The sequence below is a fragment of the Imperialibacter sp. genome, from assembly GCF_040222385.1.
In the GTDB taxonomy this organism is placed as follows: Bacteria; Bacteroidota; Bacteroidia; order Cytophagales; family Cyclobacteriaceae; genus Imperialibacter.
The window spans coordinates 117,322-140,391 of the sequence record NZ_JAVKDF010000028.1 but is presented as its reverse complement, the minus strand read 5'-3'; the positions used below and the strand labels follow the sequence as shown (position 1 = coordinate 140,391).

Genomic DNA, 23,070 nt, shown 5'->3' with positions numbered 1-23,070 from the left:
ATGAACAAGAAGCTGCTGGCCAACTTCCAAATTGCCCTGGAGGCAGTTTTGGCCAATCAATTGCGTTCACTACTAACTGCGCTAGGGATTATTTTCGGAGTAGCAGCTGTCATTGCTATGCTGGCCATAGGAAACGGCGCAGAAAAAGAAATTCTTGAGCAAATAAAAATGGTGGGAGTTAACAACATCATCATTGAGCCAGTAGTAGAACAGGAAGAAAAGAAGATAGACGCCACCAACTCCAAGGGAGAAGACAAGAAAAAATTCTCTCCAGGGCTGAGGATAGCCGATGCACAAAGCATTTTTGAAACGATACCAGACATCCAGGCAGTAAGCCCCGAATGCGTGATGGAGACCGTCATCATCAAAGACGGTTTTCGGAGATCAGCCAAACTCGTTGGTGTAATGCCCTCCTATTTTGATATTGGAGCTTTTGCCCTGAAAGAAGGGAATATGTTCAGTGAAAGTCAGATTGAGGGTGGCCTTCCAGTCTGCATAATTGGCAAAAGTATAAAGGCAAGATTTTTCAGCAAAGAGGATCCTATTGGAAAAACCATCAAAGTTGGCAACCAGTGGCTGGAAGTTGTCGGGGTGTTAGATGAGCGCCTTATTTCTGAAAAAAACATCGCCAAACTCGGCATTCGGGACTATAATATGGATGTTTATGTCCCTGTTAAGACGTTCCTGATCAGGTACAGAAACCGAGAGCTAATAACAGAAGCCATACTCAAAGCTGCGAGCCGAAACAACGACGACAATGGCAACAGTTCTGACAAACAGCCTAGTAACTATCACCAAATCGACAGGCTAGTCATTCAGGTGAAAGATGCTTCCAAGATGCAAAGCACTGCGGAAATCATCTCCAGAATGATAGAAAGGCGCCACTTTGGAGTGATCGACTATGAAATCACCATTCCTGAGCTATTGCTTAAACAACAGCAGCGAACGCAAAACATTTTCAATATTGTGCTTGGAGCCATTGCGGGAATTTCGCTGCTGGTTGGAGGTATTGGTATTATGAATATCATGCTGGCGTCCGTTATGGAGAGAATCAAAGAAATTGGCCTTCGCCTTTCCATTGGAGCGCAAAAAACTGACATCGTTACTCAATTTTTGTTCGAGGCCATGATGATCAGTGTAAGCGGTGGAATAGTCGGCGTTGTACTCGGCATTAGCCTTGCCCTGGGCATATCCAGCTTTGGAGACTTCCCCACTATCATCACTTTTTCATCAGTCATCGTTTCGTTCGGTGTAGCGGCCACAGTGGGCCTTGTGTTTGGAATAGCTCCGGCACAGAAAGCTGCCAGCCAAGACCCGATAACATCCCTCAGGTATGAATAATAGAAGCTATTTACTCTTTTTTGTTTTTCTGTTTTTTTCGTTCGCCGTTGATGCACAAAAGTTGCAACTGACGCTACGAGACATTATTCAACGGTCGCAGGATCAATCTCCCTCGGCAAAACAAGCGGAAACAGTCAAAGAAAACCGATACTGGCAATACAGGTACTTTAAAACCAACTACAACCCCCAGCTTGGACTTAGCGGAGACGTGCCCAGTTTTAGCAAAGATATTCTGGCAACCCGTCAAAATGACGGCAGTTTGATTTTTCAACCCAGAACACAGACCAATTCGAACTTATCCTTTGGTCTGACACAGCCCCTGGGGTTAACCGGAGGTACAGTTTATCTGCTTTCCGATGTGTATCAGTTTCAGGATTACGAACGAACTACCACCCAGTGGACAAGCAATATCCTAAGACTGTCGGTGTTCCAACCCATTTTTGCGTTCAACTCGCTAAAATGGCAGAAGCGAACTGAACCCATCCGTTTTGAAGAAAGCAAAAGAGAGTACGTGGAGCAAATGGAGTTCATCTCCAGAATGGCTGTGGATAGGTTTTTTAGCGTGCTCGATGCTCAGATCAACCTTCAAATTGCGCAGTTTAATCTTGCCAACAACGACACGATTTATCAGATTGAAAAAGGCCGCTTCAATATAGGCACTACATCAGAAGACAAACTGCTGCAGGTGGAGCTTCAATTGCTGCGTTCAAGGCAGGACGTGGCGCAGGCGAGCCTCGATTTTGAGAATGCAATATTGAGACTAAAAACCTTCATAGGACTCAACGACAACCAGCAAGTGGAACTGGCAATGCCAGAAGTAATTCCGCAGTTCGAAATCGCAGTAGAGCAGGCATTGGCCTACGCAAAGCAAAACAGAGCAGATTTTATTGCCTTTGAGCGGCGACGGCTGGAGGCAGAGCGTGATGTGGAACAGGCAAGAAAACAACGGTTTCAGGTGAACCTCTCGGCTTCCTACGGATTAAACAACCGTGGTGATTACCTCGGCGATGTTTACGCCAACCCTAACTCACTTCAGCGGGTCAATATCAATTTTGACATGCCTATTTTGGACTGGGGAAGAAATAAGTCAAGGCTGCAAACCGCCCTGGCAAACCAACGGCTAACTGATTACGTCATTGCCCAGGACGAAGTGAATTTCGAGCAGGAAATCATCACGCAAACAAAGCAGTTTGATATGCTGCTGAGCTCACTGGAAATAACAAAGACAGCTGATCAGGTGGCACAAAAGCGGTACGAAGTTGCCCAAAACAGGTACTTAATAGGCAAGATAGATATCACCAATCTGAATATTGCCCTAACAGAAAAAGACAATGCCAAGCGTGCCTACATCGGTGCACTCGAGAGCTACTGGCAGGCTTATTACGACCTTAGAAGACTTACGCTGTATGACTTCCAGGAGAACAGATTGCTTTATACACCTGACTTGAAGTAGCCCATCTGTCGCAGCTCCGGAGATTCTTCTCCGGAACTGCGATTGGAGAACCTGCTATTGTGCAGCCACTGAGTTTCGCACAAAGACTATTTCAACCTTGCGGGCTTCTGAAGCTCGTTGGGTTGTTTGGGCAAAACCATCGCCAATCACTTCGCCTTTCCCCTCCACAATAACCAATCTTGGTTTAGCAACCCCCAGCGCATTAGTCAAATAATCACTCACGGCCAAAGCCCTTCGCTTCGAAAGTACTTGATTGTATTCGCTGCTGCCAATTGGGTCGGCATAGCCATTGACTTCGATATTCAATGCACCCTGCTCCGAAAGGAGCTCTGCAACCTTTTGAATTGTCGCCTTTGAGTCAGTCGACAGTACAAAAGAATCAAAAGCAAAATAAACCGAAAGCGGCTCAGGAATGACATCATAGCTACCTTCGACCTGATGCGATATCTTGGTTTGCATCTCTTCAGGCTTCACATCAGCCACAGCTATCGGCAATTCTTCGGCTAGTGGCAGTAGTTTGGTTGCACTCATAAAGAATATATCTGCTTTTCCACCATCCCGGTTGGATGAAAAGTAAGCGTTCCCATTTTTCTCAAAGTAGTAGGCGTCAAACCCCGCTGAATTTACCTGCTCGCCAAGATTTACCGGCACCGACCAGTTACTCCATGAATCATCCAACCTGGACGACATAAAGATATCGGCATCCCCGAATCCTCCATGGCCATTGCTGGCAAAAAAAAGAGTAGACTGATCTTCAGACAAAAAGGGGGAAATTTCAAAACCTGCACTGTTAATGACCGATCCAAGATGTTTAGCATCCGACCACGAACCGTCAGGCTTTCTTAAACTAACGTACAAATCCTCTTCACCAACCGCTTCGTCTCCCATCATAGAAACGATAGTAACCTTCTGACTTTGGTGGACATACATACCATAAAAGTCATTTTTGGTTTTAACCTCTACCCCTTGCTCTCTTGGGGTTGTCCACTTCCCATTTTTGATTGTACTGTACGACAGCCCAATCTTGCGCCTGGGGAAAGAGCTATAGTTATTAATCAAGAAGATGGTGTCTCCATTGGCTGTGAACCCAGTCATTGCATTGTTGTCGCCGTTATTAATTGTCGGAAGGGCATTAGAGGACTCAGTCCAGCTGCCATCTGAGGCTCTATCTGAAAACCAAATATCCTGACCAGCCTGCTTACCGCCAATATTCCGTTCGAACCCAGCTCGCACAAAATATAATCTTGAGCCATCTGGTGACAGCATTGGAGTAATTTCCTCCGCTTCTGAGTTGATTGTTGATGCAAGTTTCTCCACGCCTTCGAAAGTGTATTGACCAAAAGCAGTGGAACCTGCCAAAAAGATGATACTGAATATTTGTAGTGTTTTCATCTGTATAAAATTTAATTTTTAGCGGCCAGATGGAATAGCCCAAACCCTTTGAGAATGAAAGTCACTTATCTAAATGCCTTCATTCATTTCGCTGGGTATGGCTCTCCTTATGGCTATTTCATGTGTATAAAATTTGTTTTTTATCGGTCCGCCGAAGCGGGAATAGCCCAACTTCCTTTGAAAATGAAAATCGATTGCTCTACGACGTTATTCATCGTTCCACGCCGGTCTCGTTGGGTGTGGCTCTCCTCATGGCTATTTCATGATTACCAAAGAGGACTAAACCTGTTATGATTGTAAAGCTTTAAACCAAGCACTATTTCGTGACTTCCATTGTTAACGTCGGAGGCATTACCTATCCTCGATTCCAGCGAATAGCTAAAATTGATTTTGTCGGTGATGTCAACTCCCAGGAGAGCGATAATTGACTGGTCGTTGCGGAAAGAAAGACCGGCTGAAATTAGCTTATTGTAGCGCAGCCTGGCACCCAGATCAACTACAACGGGTTGGCTGGTTTCCACTCGGACGTTGACATTAGGAACGACGTCAAATTTTTGAAAATATAGCCTGTAGCCCCCAACAGCATGAAAGATGTGATTATTACCGTCCGTGTTTAACAGATCGTTACCACTTAAGAGGGTTCTTGACAACTGCAATGCACTTATTCCCACATAATACAGGTCTGAGTATAAAGCAACGCCCGCACTAAGATTTGCGTAGGTATTGTTAAACCCATTGGCCATAAACATGTTGTAGGTGGCGTCGTTCACTTGGTCGGCCACCACCACTTCCGAAAGATTTACCCGGTAATTGGAAATGCCACTGGCAATCCCCAGACTCAAGTAAGTTCTCTCGGTAATGGCGATATGGCTGGCCACATTAAGCATGGTCTGCATTTGGTCAAATGGCCCTTGCTCCTGCTTCAGCACATAACCTCCGAGGCCCCATTTTAACTTGGAAACCGGGGTATGTGACGTGACAGCGCCCTCTGGCTGACTAGTCCGAAGTGAATTCTTTCTGTAAGGATTTGCCTTTGGTCTAATGACGCCATTCGCCGACACAAAATAAGTTTTTGGTGCCCCCTCAAACCCTACCCACTGCTGGCGGGTTCCGGTTCTTATGTCGAGGAAGTCTGTAGCACCAGTGAGTCCCGGATTGAAGCCAGGCAGATTCTGATAGTATTGGCTGAGGAATATCCCCCCCTGCGAGTAAGCCTTACATATGCAAAGCGACAACACAGCTATTAGTGCGAGTAGTTTAAATTTCATGACTTTTGATATTTTTCTTTGTTGAATTGAAAGGGGTATCGTGCAGCACCCATGCAGACCGCTGCACGACACCATTTTATTGAAGGATCATTACATAGCTTTTATAACCACGTCCTGAACCATCGTTGAGTTCGATGACATAATAGTACATATCAAGCGGCAACGACACTCCATTTCTTTGGCCCGTCCACGGCTGGCGATAGCCCACTGAGCTGAACACCAAACGGCCCTGGCGGTTGTAAATATTGACCGACATGTTGCGGTAGAAATGAGCATTCTCAAATTCCCAGCTATCATTTACATTGTCATTATTGGGGGTAAACGCTGATGGGATCACCAGGTCGGGGTGGAAGCCCGGAACGACCTGAACACCGAACACTCTTTCCAGGTAAGCCCCGGCCGGGTCAGTGGTTCTCACCCTTACTGAAAGCAGGGTAATTTCGTCGATGTCGAAGCGTACGTTGGTCAGCAGTTTGTTGCCTTCGATGATAAAGCTCTCATTGTCGATGGAGCCCTCTCCGTCCACAAGCTCATAAGTATGCGAGTCGCTGTCGATGTCTTCTGTGTTGAATTCAGCAGCTTTGAAGCCAGGAGCAGCGTCTTCAGCAACGTTCACATTGTTGAAGATGATGGCATGTGGGGCATCGTTTACCGGTAAAACCTCAACTGTCACACTTACTGTCTCAGAGGCTATTTCACCCTCCACTACCTTGTAGCTAAACACATCCGTTCCATTGAAGTTGGCATCGGGAGTGTAAACGAATGAGCCGTTAGCATTCAAAACAAGGCTTCCATGAGAGGCGTTCTCTACCAGAACTGCCTGCAGTCCAGCCGTAACCACGTTGCCGTCGTTCACCAAAACGCCTGGCGCATCAACTGCAAGCACCTCATCTTCATTCACCTCATAGCTATCGGCTGCGGCCACAAGGCTGGCCTGCTGCCCCCGGATCACAAGCACGTTGATCTCAGTTTCGATGCTTATATGAATGCCGTCAGATACTGTAAGTGTAAGTGTGTAGGAAGTGGCTGTTTGCATAGCGAGTGTAGCGCTGTTTGCAACCACTAAGTCGCCAGAGGCTGCTGACAGGCCAAATATCCCATCATCATTTCCCGACACGATGGCCCATCCCTCAAGCTCGGTGCCTTCGTCTGAATCGTGGCCCATTACCTTACCTACCAAGGTTCCGCTGGCCACTGTTTCTGCCACCTGGAACGACTGTGCGGCCAGGACTACAGGCACACTGTCATTTTCGTTGGTGACGAATACTTCTATAATCTGGTTGATGACATTGACACCATCGGTGGCTGTTACCTGCACCACATACACATTGTCTCCATTAGCATCGGTCGGTTGTTCGAAATCCGGCGCTGATTTAAAGGTAAGTTCACCTGTGATTGCGTCAATAGTGAACAGCGCCATATCCCAGCCACCTGAAAGGCTGTAAGTGATAGTTGCTCCTTCGTTGCCGTCCGTTGCAGTAACCACGAGCACATTTGTTTCATTTTCTTTCACTGACGGGCTGCCAACCGAGGTAAATACCGGTGCAACATCTTCAATAATTTCACCATCGGCTACAACGAGGCTTGTGGGAGCAACGTATTTGAAGGCATCTGCACCGGCAATGGTATAAGTAACCGTGATGGTTTTGTCCACACCTGAGTTGGGGTTATCATAGGCAGCGGCGGCGGTAAGCTCTACAACATCGCCGTCAACAACACCAACAAGAGCTCCTGCAAGTACTTCAGCAGTTGTCAAACCATCGTGCAGCTTAGCTTTGGTCAGAACGGGGTCTTGCACCGTCAGTTGCCTTGGAGTGATTTGAAGCTCCCCATCTGCAAAACTCACAGTATAGTTGCCGGAGGTCAAACCTGAAGGACTTATTGTATATACGCCTGGATTTTCGCCGATAGTTCTGGTAAATGCCAGCACACCGCTAAAATCTGTTGCGTTATCGCCTTCAACCAAACCATGATAAACTACAGTAGCAGTAGGATCAGCCTCTCCATATTGCTTCGTTTTGTCTTCGGCTGTAATGATCAGCGCCTTCTTCGTAATCTCCAGTTCACCAGCCGCAAAACTGATAGCATAGTTACCGGAGGTAAGGCCAGAGGGAGTAATTGCATAAGTGGCTGCGTTCTCTCCTGCTGTTCTGCTGAACGATAGTGTACCGCCAAGGTCTGTAGCATCTTCGCCGCTAATAAAGCCTGCGTAGGTTACCGTGTTGGCAGGATCAGCCGCACCATATTCTTTGGTCTTATCTTCCGCTGTGACGGTCAAAGCCTTTTTGGTAATTTCCAGGTCACCAGCCACAAAGCTGATGGCATAATCGTCTGAAGTAAAGCCAGCCGGAGTAATAGCATAGGTGCCTGCACCCTCGCCTGGTGTTCTGCTGAACGACAGTGTGCCATCAAGGTCAGTTTCATCTTCACCTGAGGCAAACCCTGAATAGGTCACCGAGTTGGCAGGGTCAACTTCACCGTATGTTTTGGTCTTGTTTTCTGCCGTTACGGTAAGTACCTTTTTAGTGATCTCAAGCTCACCGTCCACAAAGCTGATCGCATAGTTGGCTGATGTGAGGCCTGAAGGGGTGATAGCATAGGTGTTTACAACCTCGCCAGCCGTTCTGTTGAACGAAAGCGTACCACCCAGGTCTGTGGCATCTTCGCCAGTGATAAAGCCTGCATAACTAGCTGTATACACAGGGTCGGACGCACCAAACTCCTTCGTTTTGTCTTCGGCTGTAATGATCAGCGCCTTCTTCGTAATCTCCAGTTCACCAGCCGCAAAACTGATAGCATAGTTACCGGAGGTAAGGCCAGAGGGAGTAATTGCGTAAGTGGCTACATTCTCTCCTGCTGTTCTGCTGAACGATAGTGTACCGCCAAGGTCTGTAGCATCTTCGCCGCTAATAAAGCCTGCGTAGGTTACCGTGTTGGCAGGGTCAGCCGCACCATATTCTTTGGTCTTATCTTCCGCTGTGACGGTCAAAGCCTTTTTGTTCACTGTAAGGGTTTGCTCTACAGCAACAGCCACTGCATAAGTATCGTCCCCTGCCTGAGATGCGGTAATCGTTGTGCTCCCAGCCTTTTTAATAGTAGCCTGATTGCCCACGATTGTGACAATGGAAGGATCGGTGGCTACATAGGTTACTACCTGGTTTTGATCTGTCCTTTCGATACCTACTGCAAATGGCTCGTCGCCCCAAGTTTTTTCGCTGATAGGGTCAAAACTGATTGTCTGAGCAATTTTTGGGGTACTAAAGCTCAATTCATTTCCATAGCTTGTGCCCAGTGAGTTGATAGCGTAAGCACGAAAATAGTAAGTGGTATTCACTTCCAGTCCAGTTACGCTATGAGAGAATGTGCCGGTGCCTGAGCCAATCTGTACTTTCGTGTTAGCCATTGTAGGTCCAGCTGTGGTAGCATAAACGACACCTCTTTCCGTTACATCCAGACCTCCATTGGAGGTCACATTTCCACCAAGTGTAACAGAGGTTGATGCTAAGTTTGTTTGCGTGGTGGAAGATACCGTAGGAGGGCCTGTAAGGACAGCGGAGCTAACTTGAATGTTGTTCAAGGAGATCCATGAGTTGGCGCCGCCCTGCTTATAAATTCTGACTTCATCAACATTGGCAAATACCGACGACAAGATGCCGGAGTTAGTCAACGCAATATAGTTTCCGTCCAGGTTTCCGGTAAATGTTATTGTTCCCTTTGAGGAGGCGTCCAGAAAAGCCTCCGCAACAAACGTGTCGCCTTCATAGCCCCCCCAGTCATGAAAATCTACCGAGACCAAAGAGAATGCAGTTCCGTTGTCAGATCTAATTGACCACCCGAAATGAGCATCTGTGTCTCCATAGGTAATGATTGCCGGATAGCCTGACCAACCTGATTGCGTGTTGTCGTGGTATTGGATAGGTTGTGCTTCGAGCTTCACGCCGGAGCTATTGACAGGCATTACCTGCAGGTTGAGGTCGCTGATCACCGCCGATCCTCCGTCACCATCCTGGGCAATATTATCTTCAAATCCAACCTCGTTCGAGAAAGAGATGGTAGGGCTGGAGGCCAGCAAAACAGTTTGGACAACAGGGCCGAGCCTTTCACTCACCATAGCACTTCCTGCATCAGTACCGTCGCTGGGTGTTACCTCAAAAGTAATGTACTTGCCTTCGTCTTCAGGCTGAAGGATGTAGGTGGTTTGTGTAGCACCAGCAATCGCATCGGGTGCCACGCAAACATCTGCAACTCCCCTGTACCATTTGTAAGTCGAGCCACTTTCAGCATCGCTGTTTGTGTCGGTATAATTGTAGGTTCCTGTAAGTGTCCCCCCTACTTCGGCCGCTCCAGAAATGGCTACAAGAGAAGCCGTAGGTGCGGTATTGCCAGCAGCCACCGTTACCACCAGTTGTGGTTTGTTGGTGGCGCTGTTGTCAGATTTGAACCCAAACCAATTATCTCCCTCTGCTGTATTTCCAGCAATCACCATCGAAGCAGTGCCATCTCCCTCAGCTTGCTGCTTAATGAATGCGGTGACGTCAAATTCCTTCCATCCTGTGGCGGTAATAGACACATTGTCGCTTAGGGAGGTGTTTTTGGAGGGGACAGCATTAGTTGTAGCAAGCCAGGCGTCATCGTTAGAGCCCCAGATTTTTGCGAAAACTGTGCCTGCGCCTACTTCGCTTACATAAAGCCGAAGCTTTGCGTCGGACACGGTACCGGTAACGGCGGCGAGGTTAAATTTTATTGCTGCATCAGAGTACCACCCCCACCAGTCTCCAACGTAGTTGGTTTGTGAGGTTGAATAGCCTGAACCGTCCTCAATATAAGTGTCCATTGAAGGCAAAAGCGTGATCGGGCCAGTGCCGTCAGTTGTGGTAAAAGTTATTTGTGAGCCGTAAGAAGTGCCGGCTGAATTGATGGCATATGCTCTTACATAGTAAGTGGTGCTGAGCGAAAAGTCAGAGACTGTTTGCGAAAAAACGCCTGAACCGGTACCTATTGCCACCTGCTCTCCCCGGCCATCGCCAATGGCGGGCGACGGCGAGGTGCTGTAGACGATCCCCCGGTCCGTAATGGTACCTCCGCCGTCACTGGTTACATTGCCACCAAGACTGGCATACGTTCCACCTATCAAATCTGCGGCTGTAGTAGTAACAGTAGGCAGCGAAGCAATTGCCGGGCCTACAATCAAATTATCAAAATTAAGCTCCCACAAGCCCGAAAACATCAAAGTCACTGTAGTAACATTCAAGTTTTTTGATATTGTGACAGTAGTGTTTGAACCGTAGGTGTCAGACGAAGCGCCTGAACCATTGTAGTTGGCCGTAAGCCAGGGGGCGGTATAGCCGCTGGTAAAATTTTTGTATTTTAACCATACCCCATAAAACTGAAAGCGGGCTCCATCTTTCCTCTTAATGGTGATTGAACTAGTGGCTGCCGTGCTGTAAAAAAGGCTGGAGCTATTTGACACTCCACCGCTGCCGGAAAAAGCCCATCCTCCGTTTCCTCCGTTTTGTATTTCGTAAACCACTCCACCAATGGTAACCTCAGCCGACGTCTTCCACGAGGGAACAGACGGGTGGGAAATCAAAGTGGGTGATGAGGCAAAGGTCTCAGTAGTTTGAGCTTTCAGGTCATCCGCAATTGTCAACAAGGTCAATACTACTAAGAGAGGTAATCCCCAGCCATACATCCACGACCGGTTAAGTGCTGACGAGATTTGATTGGCGACGGTGGACAATATCCCCACTAAGTCTAAGCCCGATTTACTGGCTCGCAAAAAAAATGGCGCATGCCGACCATTTGTTTGTTTTGTTAGATTCATATTCCAGGACGTTATTAGTAATTCACTTTCCTTATGCGACAGACCATGGTCTTTGCACCTGACAAAGGGAACTCTTTCTATCGTCCTGATTTTTTGGTTTTTAGCTCCTCTCTCACTTGGGTATTACAAACAGGCAATTAGCATTAAAGCCCTCCAAGGGGCACGTCGACGTTTGCAAGTGGGTCTCCGCTTAGTCGAACTATTTAGACATTTCATCGAAAGAAAGCTGTCACTTATCGAAGCAGTCACTAGAAACCCCCACGGCCATGCTTCACGATTTTATAAAAATTGCCGGGGATAAAATTCCGTTTTGCGCATGTTTTGTCAAAAACGGAGTTAAAAATTACATAAGAGTTCGCACTGAAACCGGTAAGTCCGGCATTCTGTTAGCCTAAAAATTATGTGACTAGCCCACCATTCCTAAGTCTTTAACATAAAAAAACCGGAGGCCTTCGCCTCCGGCTATGTTTTCAGTTAAAAAAGTCCTTTTTGCTTTTGAGTGGCTAAAGTAAGCTGGCTTTCACCAGTATCGAGAAAAATATTATAAGCTCCTGACAATTGTTTTGTCGCCCATCGTAACTTCCATCTTCACGTCGCTGGCAACTATGTTGCTTAGGTCGAATGTTTTGCTGAAGCTACCCATCTCGTCAATGGCGCCATTAAAGAAGATGACTCCATTCTTGTCAGCAATCTTAACTTTTACTGCCTGATGACCTGTCTTCTTCACCACCAACTGATATTTACCGCTTGATACCTCCTCAACATCCACATCGTAAATTGCCCTTACTGCCGACCTGTTCTTCACATGCTGAATGGTTTCTTCAATCACCTTGCCGTCCCGCTCAACCGTCATACGGTAAGTTCCGTCGGGCAGATCCTGCAAGTTGTAGGGGCGGTCAAAAGAAGTAGTGTAAGCAATCTTTTCTTTCATAAGGGTATTGCCTTTTTCGTTGGCAATTTTGATTGTTACCTGACCTGGGCTGTCGGCGTCGAAACGCAGATTATAAATACCCATCGCAGTGCTTTGAGTGATTTTTACTTGTGAGGATTTAGTAGCTTCATTGGTATTTTTGGAAGCTAAAGCCATACTGGTAACCATTACCAGCATTGCTGCTGTTGACATAACTTTTTTCATAATATTCGAGTTTTAAACCTTGTGATGTTGTACGGGCAAGGTTTCGGCCAAGTTCTCAGAAAAGGTGAAAGAAAATTTGAAAATAAAACTGGCAAAGGAGTAAAGAAGGTAGCTGGATTAGTTTTTTATCAATAGAACCAATGGTTTATTAACGCATTTTCAAAAAAACAATCGTTAGGCCGCAGGCTCTGACGATAAACCGCCATGCTCAGGGTTACAAAAAAGAAGCAAAAAAAACCTCTCCACCACTTAAAAAAGAAATACCCCGTTCATGTCGATTACAAACCTTTTTCAAATCCGTACACACTTGTGGTCATAAACGAACACCGTTGGCGAGTTTTTAGCTCTGTTTTGCCCAACCTGTGTCTAAAGGGAGCAAGAAACCTATATAATAATGGTGTTCGCAGCGCTCAACACACTTGAAGTGAGTGGTTCTGTTTCGGGCTTAACATCAATAACTTGTATAATTCTAAGTTGTCTTCGACCTAGCTTCAGCCCATTCCCAACGCCTATTTAAACCAAAGTTACTTTGCGATAAGCCCGCAAATGCGTATTATGCTGCCCAATTAGTGAAAATCCAGCCACTTAAACCATATTGCTGTTATGAGCTTTTCGTCAATTGACATTGTTGTATTTTGTATTTATGCTCTTATCATCATAGGCATTGCCTGGTGGGTCTCCAGAAAAAAGGAAGGCGTTGAGCAGGATTCAACCGATTACTTTCTGGCAGGAAAATCACTTCCCTGGTATGCAATAGGCGCTTCTTTGATCGCCTCCAACATATCGGCAGAGCAAATCATTGGCATGTCCGGATCTGGATTCGCCATAGGAATGGCCATTGCTGCTTACGAGTTAATGGCAGCCGTAACGCTGCTACTGGTGGCCAAATACCTTTTGCCCATCTATTTAAATAAGAAGATTTTCACGATGCCCCAGTTCCTCTTGCTGAGATATGATGGCAGGGTAAGAACTAGTTTGGCTGTGTTCTGGCTCCTTCTCTATGTTTTTGTCAACCTAACAACGGTGATGTTCCTGGGAGCGCTTGCACTTAATACCGTTATTGGCATTCCATTCCTGTATGGCATCCTTGGGCTTGGCACATTTGCTCTCCTTTATTCAATTTACGGGGGATTAAAAGCTGTAGCGTACACCGACATAATCCAGGTGATATTCCTTGTCATCGGCGGCATTCTAGTATCCGGAGTCGCTCTTAATTTAGTAAGTGGCGGCGAAGGTGCTTTTAGTGGCTTCCTCACCCTCATCAGGGAAGTACCGGGCAAGTTTGATATGGTTTTTGATGTAGACTCCACCTATATGATCAATGGTGAGGCCAAGTCGTCCTACATGGATTTGCCCGGAATTTCAGTACTTATTGGAGGCATGTGGATTGCTAACCTGGCCTACTGGGGATGCAATCAGTACATTACACAACGAGCCCTTGCAGCCAAGGATCTTACTGAAGCACGTAAAGGCGTGGCATTCGCAGCCTTCCTGAAAGTGATCATGCCCATCTTTGTGGTGATCCCGGGTGTTGCAGCATTTTACCTTGTCGACAAAACAGGAGATGCCAACATCATTAATGCTATGATGAGTGACGGGCTCATGAAGCCTGACAAGTCTTATCCGGCTATGCTGTCGCTTGTGCCAGCCGGGCTCAAGGGGGTAACATTTGCCGCTTTAATTGGTGCCATTATTTCATCATTGGCTTCTATGATGAACTCAACAGCCACGATTTTCACGATGGACATTTACCATAAGTTCATCAATAAGGAATCTACTGAAACCAATCTGGTGAAAGTCGGTCGTATTACCAGCTTCGTCGCTTTAGCAATTGCGTGCCTTGTAACGCCCGCTCTGGAAGGCTTTGATCAGATGTTTCAGTACATCCAGGAGTTTTCCGGCTTTGTGACCCCTGCTGTCACTGTCATCTTCCTATTTGGTATGTTCTGGAGCAAGTCAACGTCCAACGCAGCCTTGTGGGTAGCAGTGCTTTCCATACCTATCAATGCCTTTTTCTACTTCTTTGTGCCTGAGGTGCCATTTATTGACCGAATGGGCTTTGTGTTCATTATCCTTTGCTTTGCGATGATCATCATCTCATGGATTGACAAGGAAGGATTCAAATGGAAGGATCAGAATTTCCTTATCATTGTTGGCTGTCTTTTCCTCTTTATCATCATGGAGGGCGGTAACCACGAAATGTTTGATGGAACCGTCCTGAGCATGGATACCCATATTGGGAAAACGCTTATTCACCTGATGAGCCTGATGTTCGTAGCGGTGGCTCTGTTCCTTTCTCAAGGCATTGACTACGACAAAAAAGCCATTGATATATCCAAAAGGGTTTACAAGTCTTCGAAGCAGTTTAACACCATGGCGCTCATCATCGTTGTGCTGGTTACCCTCATCTACATTGTATGGTGGTAACGCCTACTCAATAAGATTTCAAGGCTCGGAGATATCCGGGCCTTTTTTGTTAATTTCGCTGGTATTCAAAGGCACAGCACTATGAGCAGCACCACTACTCTTACAGGAAAGCAGGAAAAGTTCAGGCAGAGGATGTTGAACCCATTTCTTTTCTGGATGTACACCTTTGGCAATGTACCTGCGGGATGGATAGCCGGAATGAGACTAAAGGTACTGAACAACGACAGAGCTGTTACTACCATCCCTTTCAAATGGCTTAACAAAAACCCTTTCAAATCGATATATTTCGCTGTTCAAAGCATGGCGGCAGAGCTTTCTACAGCTTCCATTGCCCTTTTGGCGATAACGGACAGGAGCCCCAGTGTGGCTACTATCATTGTTGATTTGAAAGCAGAATTCCCAAAAAGAGCGACTGGAAAAACCACTTTTACCTGTGAGGATGGACAGAGAATATTTGATGCAGTTGAGCTAGCCATAAGCTCGGGGCAGCCTCAAACTGTGACCGCCAAAACCACCGGCACTTTGCAGGACGGCACAATCGTTTCTGTCTTTCACTTCACATGGTCTTTTAAACAACGTTCTAAGTGATTTTATGAGGTTAGCCAGCATAATGCGCCATTCTTTTCCGCTCGTTCTATTTCCACTATTATTTTCCTGTGGCGGGCTCTCCACTCAGGGTGATGAGACGGTTGATCCCAGGCTTTCTCCCGAGAAAAAAGAATTACTCAAGTATCAAAGAGAAATAGCCTCGCTCGATATTCGAAAAATCACCACCTACCTTTACGACTGTGAGGCGACTGCGCCAAGGAGTAGCAGTACGGTGCTGGAAGAAAGAGAGTTTGACGAAGAAGGAAGGCTGCTGAAACAAGCAGCCTATGAATATTCAGGTGAGCTAAGAAGCAGAACCCACTACTTCTATGGACCGGAAGGCGACAAAACCTATCAAAACCTGTATAACCTAAACAATATTGTCATTCAGACTAAGTATTACGACAAGTTGGGATATGATACCCTCACAACAGACTTCCTTGAAAACGGACAGGTGAGAAGTGAAATGCGCAAGATTGTCACCCTGAACCCTGACGGTTTCCCGATTAAAATAGAGGAAAGAGATAATCTGGACAGAACCCACGCAGTGGCCACCTACTCCTACAAAGACGAAACACTACTGGAAGAAACATTCACAAGGTTCAATGTGGTGTCGAGCGATGAAGTGGCTACCCAAGTGATCCAGTACAATGAGTTTGGTGATCGCATCTACATGTCAAGCTCCACTGCAAGCATTATTGAGGATGAGGTATTGATGGAGTATGAATACAATAAGCACAACAAAATTGCTCATGCTCGCCTGCTGAACAAAGATCGGCTTGTTATCAGAGAGAAGGCCAACTCCTTCTATGGTGACGGCACTCCCAGCCATATTTCAGATTTCCATATAGATGAAACTACGGGCGATACCACCCGCACCTATGAGGAGAATTTCAATGATAGTGGAAAATTGATTTCGTATTATATGAAGGCAGCAGCAGGTAACATCACCCAAAGTGGAGAATTCACCTATGACAAAAAAAAGCTTCTTGATGCGATCGAATTCAATCAGGAGCAAAACCCCAACTACATCTGTACTTATCTGGAATACGAATACTACAAATGAAGCTCGCCAAGGGGCCTGTTCACCATTGACTTGTCCATGTCAGCTTCCATGGTGTCAATCGTTTGTAGCATAAGTGTCGCCTCATCATCATTGAGAATACATATATTGTTCAGACCTCTGTTCTCAAGGCGGTCAATCACCAGATAGGCGGTAATTAAGTCAATGTCCATTGCCGGCTGGTAAGTACTGTTTTCTCTTTCTCCCATGTTGATCTCCGAAAGAATTTTCACCTCTACGAGCTCCCTCACAATCACATTGGCAAACCTGAAGGGAACCAGCAACCGGTCGGTGATTTCGCCCACAGTCAAGCCAGGCTCTCCTTTTTTGAACCTGAGTATAAGCAGCCTTACGATAAGCAGAGCGATGAACTCCTTGTGCCTGGTGCTGGGCTGGAGGGTCTCATTTGAGAATTCATACCGGGCTGCATTTTGATGGGCAAATGAAAGCTCAGCCCCAAACAACACGATCATCCAGCTCGCCTGGGCCCAAATCAGAAACAACGGAAGAGCGGCCAAACCACCATAGATGTCGTTGTACTTTGAAACACCAACCTGAAACTCAATATAACCCCACTGAAGCAGTTGAAAGGCAGTTCCTGCAACCACGCCGGCGATAACGGCCGACTTCACTTTTACACCTGTATTAGGCATAATCAGGTAAAGCAATATGAGCAACAACCAAATGAGGGTGTATGGCAAAAATTTAAGCAGAAACAAGATAAGAGGGGCGAACAAATCCAAAAGCTCAATCTGTTGGGTGAGGGTTTGCACCTCAGAGCTGGCTAAAACTGTGAGAGAACTGGAAAAGAAAACCAGGATTGGCGAAATAAGCAATATCGCTGTGTACTCGGATATCTTTCGCTGTAAAGACCGCTGTTTTTTGATCTCCCAAATATCGTTAAACGTTTCCTCTACGCTGTTGAGCAGCCGTAAAACCGTGTAGAGCAGCACAATCAAACCTACTCCCGCCACCACTCCTCCTTTGGCGTTTTTCAGCATATTTTCTGCTGCTTCAAAGGCAAATTCCGTTGCCTGTTCTTGCCCCGCCAGCAGCGTGCTGATGGAATTCTGGATATCAAACCCAAAGCCCTTACTAATACCAAAAGCGAGCGCAATTACAGGGACAATCGACAGCAAAGTGAAATAGGTCAACGCCGAGGACTTGACACCAACCTCGTCTCTCACAAAGCCTTTCCCTGCCAATACCAACACCCTTATTTGTCTGTAAAGAAAGCTTCTGCCCCTGGGAATCGAATCCAGCTTAATTCTCCATATGTCAACCTCAATAAACTGAGCAATTTTATCAATTCTCTCTTTCAACGACGCCATAAAAGGACTTTAGTGGTTAGGCTATGCTGCGCAAAGATAAAAATACTCAATTAAGGAAATAAAAAAAGGAGCCGAAGCTCCTTAGTACCTGAACCCAAGTATAAATTCATACCTGGGCAAACAAGATTTGACTTTCTTTACGTCGATTCTTACTCTTTACAATACTAAAACACCCCTTGCCTGAGAACCCCCTACAAAAAGGTTAAAAGCTCCATTTAACACGAGTATAAGCTACTTTGGCCAGTAGTGTATACCCCTCTCCTATGTCGCCAAGAAAGAACTGACCGAGCAGATCGAGGTCAAGGTTAGGAACCACTGAGTAGGTGACAAAAGGGCTCGTGAAACATCCCATATCGGACGGAAAGACCATGACCGACAGCCCACCGCTCACCAGCGGATGGAACGGATAGCTGGCCTGGCTGAAGACTGACCACTGGTACGGAGACAAGCTCCTCACATCCAGCTTATTGAGTGAAAAGGCACCCAGGGCGCTTTGATCAGGCTTGCTGGTTCCCGATGAATTGAATAAAAAAGAACCGTTGACGTAGAATGAGTTGGCAAAAGAGTAATCAATTGAGCTTGAAGTAATGAACTGAGCCTTGCGCCCGGCTGCCTCACTGAACCACGTCATTTCACCTTTGAATCCAGCGTTTTTAATACTGCCAGCCCAGCCCCCTCCCAGCACAGCATGCTCGTTCATTTTCCCGGCGAAGCCCTGGAAGTCGTAGTTCCATTTATTGGTTCGCCAGATGCCAGCCGCCACTACCTTGTCCCATGAATCAGCAGCTTTGACTGTTGCCTCCACGCTAGATGCTACACCTGTGTAGTATTGTACCCTGAGAGCATCGCTGCCAGGCCTTTCCTCATAGTCGAAGTCGAAAAACGAATACGCATTAAAAATGTCGTTGGGGTTCCACACCAGATTTTGTCCCCAGTTGATGCGCTGTCGCCCGATTGTCACCTCCAGGTTGTTTTTGTTCCATTGCAGGTAAGCACGGTCGATCATCATGTGCAGCACCGCCTTGTCATTATTAATTGGCAGCACCGACATGTCTACATAGTCGTTGTTGACATCCACATAGGAGCCGTAGTTGGGAATTAGTCCGAGGCTGTTACCAATAAAAAAGCGATTTCTTACCTCCAAAGCGCCGGTCAGATGTTCATTCGGATACCACTTTAGGTTCAGCCTGTTGTGAATCAGGTTATCAAAGCTGGCATCGTTGGGCGTGGAGAAGTTAGCCGTGAATAAATCTTTCACATAGCCCTTGAGAGTTAACTTGGGCGCTTCGTCCTGAGCCTGCAAGCTAAACCCACCTGCTAGCAGGATAACCAGCCCTGCATACTTAGCGAACTTCATCCGAAACTATTTTTCCATCTTCAAGCGTAATTACTCTCCTCGCCTTGTCAATTACCCGCTGGTCATGAGTAGAGAAAATAAAGGTAGCGCCCTCTTTCTCATTCATATTGGCCATCATGTCGAGTAATGTGGCGGTAGAATGAGAGTCTAGATTGGCCGTTGGCTCATCAGCCAGAATAAACTCCGGCTTCGATGCCAAAGCCCTGGCAACTGCCACCCGCTGCTGCTGCCCCCCCGAAAGCTCGGAAGGTCTGCGGTTCATTTGGTCTTTCAAGCCTACCTTAGTCAAAAGCTCGACCGTTCTTGCCTTTCTGTCCTTCTCGCTCTGCTTTTGCAGCAGCATAATAAATTCCACGTTTTCCTCAGCAGTAAGCACCGGAATAAGGTTGTAGGCCTGAAACACAAAGCCAATGTGTTGCAACCTGAAATCAATGAGCTCATTGTCGCTGAATTTGGAAATATCCTCTCCCCCCAGCTCAATGGTTCCTTCGGAGGGCACATCGAGCCCCCCAATGATGTTAAGAAGGGTGGATTTGCCCGAACCCGACGGGCCGACGATGGCGGTAAATTCACCTTTCTTTATTTCAAGGTTTACATGGTTCAGCGCATGAACCGGCACCTTGTCAGGATTGTATGTTTTGCTGATGTTTTTAGCGTTGATAACTATCATTTCTAAAAAATTGAATGTTAAAGTTTTCTTAATGCTTCCACTGGTTTCAGTTTGGTGGCTTTTCGGGCTGGGTAAACTGCCCCAAGCACCGCCGTAACCACCACCGTGAAAGCCAGCATGAAATAATTACTGGCGTCCAGAGAAAGATAAATAATTGAGTCGATGCCGTACTGCTCCAGAGAAGCGGCGTAGGCCGAGAAATCAAACCCATGGGAGCTGAAGTAAACAATGGTCAAATACCCCATGAGCATTCCTAACGGTGCACCCGCCAGTGAGATCAATATTGTCTCTATCATGATCATGGTGAACACACGGATCCGTTTCATCCCAATGGCCATGAGCATGCCTATTTCTTTAGTTCGCTCGAGCACAGCCATAAGCATGGTGTTGATGATGCCAAAAACCAGCGCCAGCATAATGATAACCATCAGCACCGTTTTGGAAATCTTTGTTTGCTGGGTCATCACCTCCAGGTCGGGAGCAAGGTCTTTGTACGAAGCCACCTCAAGGGCTGGCAGCGAAGTTTGTACAGCCGCCTTCACAAGCTCCACTTCCTGAATGTCATGAAGCACTATCCCTATTTCTTGCGGTTGTACCCAGTCTGTCAGCTTTTCGAGGTCTCCCTTTCTCACAAATACCACACCTTCGTTGATTCGTGGCGACTTGGCTTTAATGATGCCCTCGATCCTGAAAGAGCCGGCGGTAATGTTGTTGTGACTGTCCTGAAAGGTAAGCACCACTTTGGATCCTAACCTAACTTTTAACTTCTCAGCCATATGCTGGCTCAATACAATTGGGTTCCGTTTTATTTCTGTAAAATAAGTGCCCTCGGCCAGCTGATCATCCAGGTAAGTGACACTCGCTTCTGCCTCCGGATCAATGCCATAAATCATTGCACCCTGTGTGGAATTAGCCGAACCAACCATGCCCGAAACGATCAGCCTTTCGGAGTACGAGGCCACTTGAGTCATTCCGGCAAGCACAGTTTCTACTTCATTTGGCTCATTAATACTGTTATTGAAAGTAGGATCATTCTTGTACGCTTTGTTGTGCAGCTGTATATGACTATAGTCGTACTTGATAGAGTTGCCCACCATATTGTTGGTGATGCTATCGGAAAAGGCAAACAAAAAAAGTAGTGCCCACACGCCCAGGATCATGGCGCCGATGACCACTCCGCTGCGGAGTTTGTTGCGCCAGATGTTTTTCCATGAAATATTAAAAATCATACTTCTTCCATTTAAGTTAACTGCGAAGTGCCTTGATTACCTTAAGCTTACCCACAATCCAAAGAGGATATACAGCCATCAATATGGTCATGATAAAGACCACTTGCGCCTGGTTCACGAAAACCTCAGGAGCAAGCGAAAACGGCAGGATAGGCTCCATGCCCAGTTTTTCATAGGCCTGAGCCATCTCGCCCCCCACGTGAATCGGGTTGAGATAGAAATAGGCCAGAATGGGACTGGCGGCCACTATACCCATAACGATCCCTAAGACCGCCAGCATAATGATCTCCAAAAACAACATTCCCTGCATCAGCCGTCGCTTCATACCAATCGACAGCATCACACCGAACTCATACTGCCGTTCGTTGGTCATCATAATGAAGGTGCCGAAGATGCCAAAAGCTATAATGGCATACAGCACATACAACATGATCCGCCCACTAGCATAGTCAACTTCAATGCTCTGGACTAGCTCGGGCATCAGCTCCTTCCAGTCCATCACCTCGTAGACAGTTGTATCAAGCTTCGAGGTCAAGTCTGCTTTCACCGACGGCACTGCTTCGGAATTGTCGAGCAGCAAAGCCAGTGACGTAGCTCTGTTGGGCATGTTAAAAAAATACTGGGCATCGCTAAGCATAATATAAGCAGCTTGTGCGCTCATTTCCTGTGTCGGAAACCTCAATGTGCCTACAATCCGGTATTTGCCAGCGGCATTTGCCCCATGATAGCCCTGACTAATGAGCACCAGGGTGTCGCCGGGCGCTGCCTTCAGGTAGGTGGAAAGCCCTTCCCCTATCATGACATCTCCAGGGGTGGACAGGTATTGTCCCTCCACAATCTTACCCTGCAGATCGGTGAGCCCTGTTTCCTTTATGGGATCAATGCCATTGACCAGAACACCCTTGGTAAGCGTGCCATGCGACGCCAGGGCAAAGGACTCAATTCTTGGCACATAAGCACTCAAGTCTGCCTCTCCCGACAGCCTGGTTTGAAGACTTTCTGTCACTTCGAGGCTATTGTCAAGCGTTTTGTCGTCCCAATAACCTTTTTCATGCACCTGGATATGACCGGTGTAGAAACGGACGGCATTTTCAATCATTCGCTCATAAGACCCCAGCTGCATGCTCTGCATGATGCAGGCAAAAAAGACAGCAAATCCTATGGAAGCAAGAGTAATCAGCGTTCGGCGCTTATTGCGCCAGATATTACGCCAGGCTATTAATAGCAGCATAATCAATAGGTTATCTGATACGTTTTAAATTTTGGATCGAAAAAAAGTCGTCAGGCTGATCGGCATCAAAAGTCCTGGCCACATAATCGATCACGGTTTTCTGATCCGGGTTTTCGGCAGGTATCATCTCCATGTGCGTGGGCAATGTTCTGCCTCCCAACTCTTTGATATCGGACAGCACCATCGTATTCACCAAATATTCATCTTCATCGTAATACTTGATGAGTAACTGCAAATAGTCTTTCTGATCGATGTAAGCTTCTATTTTGCCCCACACTACTGGCGCATCCTCCTTCGGAGTCAGTTCCATTTTCCAACACTTTCGGCTTAGCATAGTGGTGTCACCAAGCAGCTTATGGGTATAGTCGGTGACAATGGAAGACTGGCGCACCAGGTCATCGTTGGTGAAATCTGAGCCCATCCACGACTGCATCATCATGGATGGCGGCATTTTTATTACCCTGTCAATAGAAGGCTGCCAGTTCCACATCTCCTTGGCTCTTTTCAAAAAGGCCGTGCCCTTGTCTCTTGCCGGCCCTGTGATCAGTATCAGCGAATAATCCTGGTTCTTGTTCCAGCTTTTCATTGTGATTTCCCGAGTCCAGTCGGGCCGGACAATCTTCATCACCATTTCGGCGTAACCATTCTCCCCCTGCATTTTCTCATCCGCCTTTTTAATGATTTCAAGAGCCGTTTGGGCGTTTGCCTGATACGCTAACAGACAAAAAATAAATCCTGTAGTCAAAAAGTGTTTCATAGCT

General features: G+C 46.7%; 15 protein-coding genes. 5 read left to right on the top strand and 10 right to left on the bottom strand.

The genetic code is table 11. From position 1 onward, the window contains the following. A complete protein-coding gene (locus RIG68_RS14875; RefSeq protein WP_350123708.1) occupies positions 1–1,341 on the top strand; it encodes an ABC transporter permease in 1,341 nt (446 codons plus the stop codon). After that, entirely contained in the window at positions 1,334–2,794 is a 1,461-nt protein-coding gene (locus tag RIG68_RS14870) for a TolC family protein (protein ID WP_350123705.1), read from the top strand. The genes RIG68_RS14875 and RIG68_RS14870 overlap by 8 nt, the downstream gene beginning before the upstream one ends. 54 nt (positions 2,795–2,848) lie before the next feature. Here the strand turns inward: RIG68_RS14870 and RIG68_RS14865 are convergent, their stop codons facing one another. The 4 genes from RIG68_RS14865 to RIG68_RS14850 form a co-directional block, all read right to left on the bottom strand. After that, positions 2,849–4,186: an OmpA family protein gene (locus RIG68_RS14865; protein ID WP_350123703.1), complete on the bottom strand. Its 1,338-nt coding sequence runs from the start codon at positions 4,184–4,186 to the stop codon at positions 2,849–2,851. A 266-nt stretch (positions 4,187–4,452) separates the two neighbouring features. Next, positions 4,453–5,454, bottom strand: a complete 1,002-nt coding sequence (locus RIG68_RS14860) for a PorP/SprF family type IX secretion system membrane protein (RefSeq protein WP_350123701.1) — start codon at positions 5,452–5,454, stop codon at positions 4,453–4,455. Positions 5,455–5,530: 76 nt separating this feature from the next. Next, positions 5,531–11,278 carry an MBG domain-containing protein gene (locus tag RIG68_RS14855; protein WP_350123698.1) on the bottom strand — a complete coding sequence of 1,916 codons (5,748 nt, stop codon included), beginning with the start codon at positions 11,276–11,278 and terminating at the stop codon, positions 5,531–5,533. Between the two features lie 541 nt (positions 11,279–11,819). Next, a complete protein-coding gene (locus RIG68_RS14850) occupies positions 11,820–12,413 on the bottom strand; it encodes a T9SS type A sorting domain-containing protein (RefSeq protein ID WP_350123695.1) in 594 nt (197 codons plus the stop codon). Between the two features lie 603 nt (positions 12,414–13,016). On the opposite strand from RIG68_RS14850, the gene RIG68_RS14845 reads away from it, so the two are divergent. From RIG68_RS14845 to RIG68_RS14835, 3 genes are all read left to right on the top strand, one after another. Beyond that, positions 13,017–14,840, top strand: a complete 1,824-nt coding sequence (locus RIG68_RS14845) for a sodium/sugar symporter (protein ID WP_350123692.1) — start codon at positions 13,017–13,019, stop codon at positions 14,838–14,840. Between the two features lie 81 nt (positions 14,841–14,921). After that, positions 14,922–15,428 carry a hotdog fold domain-containing protein gene (locus RIG68_RS14840; RefSeq protein ID WP_350123689.1) on the top strand — a complete coding sequence of 169 codons (507 nt, stop codon included), beginning with the start codon at positions 14,922–14,924 and terminating at the stop codon, positions 15,426–15,428. 22 nt (positions 15,429–15,450) lie between these two features. Beyond that, positions 15,451–16,494, top strand: a complete 1,044-nt coding sequence (locus tag RIG68_RS14835; protein ID WP_350123686.1) for a hypothetical protein — start codon at positions 15,451–15,453, stop codon at positions 16,492–16,494. Here the strand turns inward: RIG68_RS14835 and RIG68_RS14830 are convergent. From RIG68_RS14830 to RIG68_RS14805, 6 genes are all read right to left on the bottom strand, one after another. Further along, positions 16,485–17,822 carry a YihY/virulence factor BrkB family protein gene (locus RIG68_RS14830; RefSeq protein WP_350123684.1) on the bottom strand — a complete coding sequence of 446 codons (1,338 nt, stop codon included), beginning with the start codon at positions 17,820–17,822 and terminating at the stop codon, positions 16,485–16,487. The two genes, RIG68_RS14835 and RIG68_RS14830, sit on opposite strands and share 10 nt — an antisense overlap. 202 nt (positions 17,823–18,024) lie before the next feature. Next, a complete protein-coding gene (locus RIG68_RS14825; RefSeq protein WP_350123681.1) occupies positions 18,025–19,179 on the bottom strand; it encodes a hypothetical protein in 1,155 nt (384 codons plus the stop codon). After that, the gene (locus tag RIG68_RS14820; RefSeq protein ID WP_350123679.1) at positions 19,166–19,849 is read right to left on the bottom strand and encodes an ABC transporter ATP-binding protein; all 684 of its coding nucleotides are present in this window, start codon (positions 19,847–19,849) and stop codon (positions 19,166–19,168) included. Before RIG68_RS14820 ends, RIG68_RS14825 begins: the two co-directional genes overlap by 14 nt. A gap of 17 nt (positions 19,850–19,866) precedes the next feature. Next, entirely contained in the window at positions 19,867–21,078 is a 1,212-nt protein-coding gene (locus RIG68_RS14815) for an ABC transporter permease (protein ID WP_350123676.1), read from the bottom strand. A 16-nt stretch (positions 21,079–21,094) separates the two neighbouring features. Continuing rightward, positions 21,095–22,309, bottom strand: coding sequence for an ABC transporter permease (locus RIG68_RS14810; protein ID WP_350123673.1), 1,215 nt, complete (start codon positions 22,307–22,309; stop codon positions 21,095–21,097). Between the two features lie 10 nt (positions 22,310–22,319). After that, a complete protein-coding gene (locus RIG68_RS14805; RefSeq protein ID WP_350123670.1) occupies positions 22,320–23,066 on the bottom strand; it encodes an outer membrane lipoprotein-sorting protein in 747 nt (248 codons plus the stop codon). Positions 23,067–23,070 lie beyond the last annotated feature (4 nt).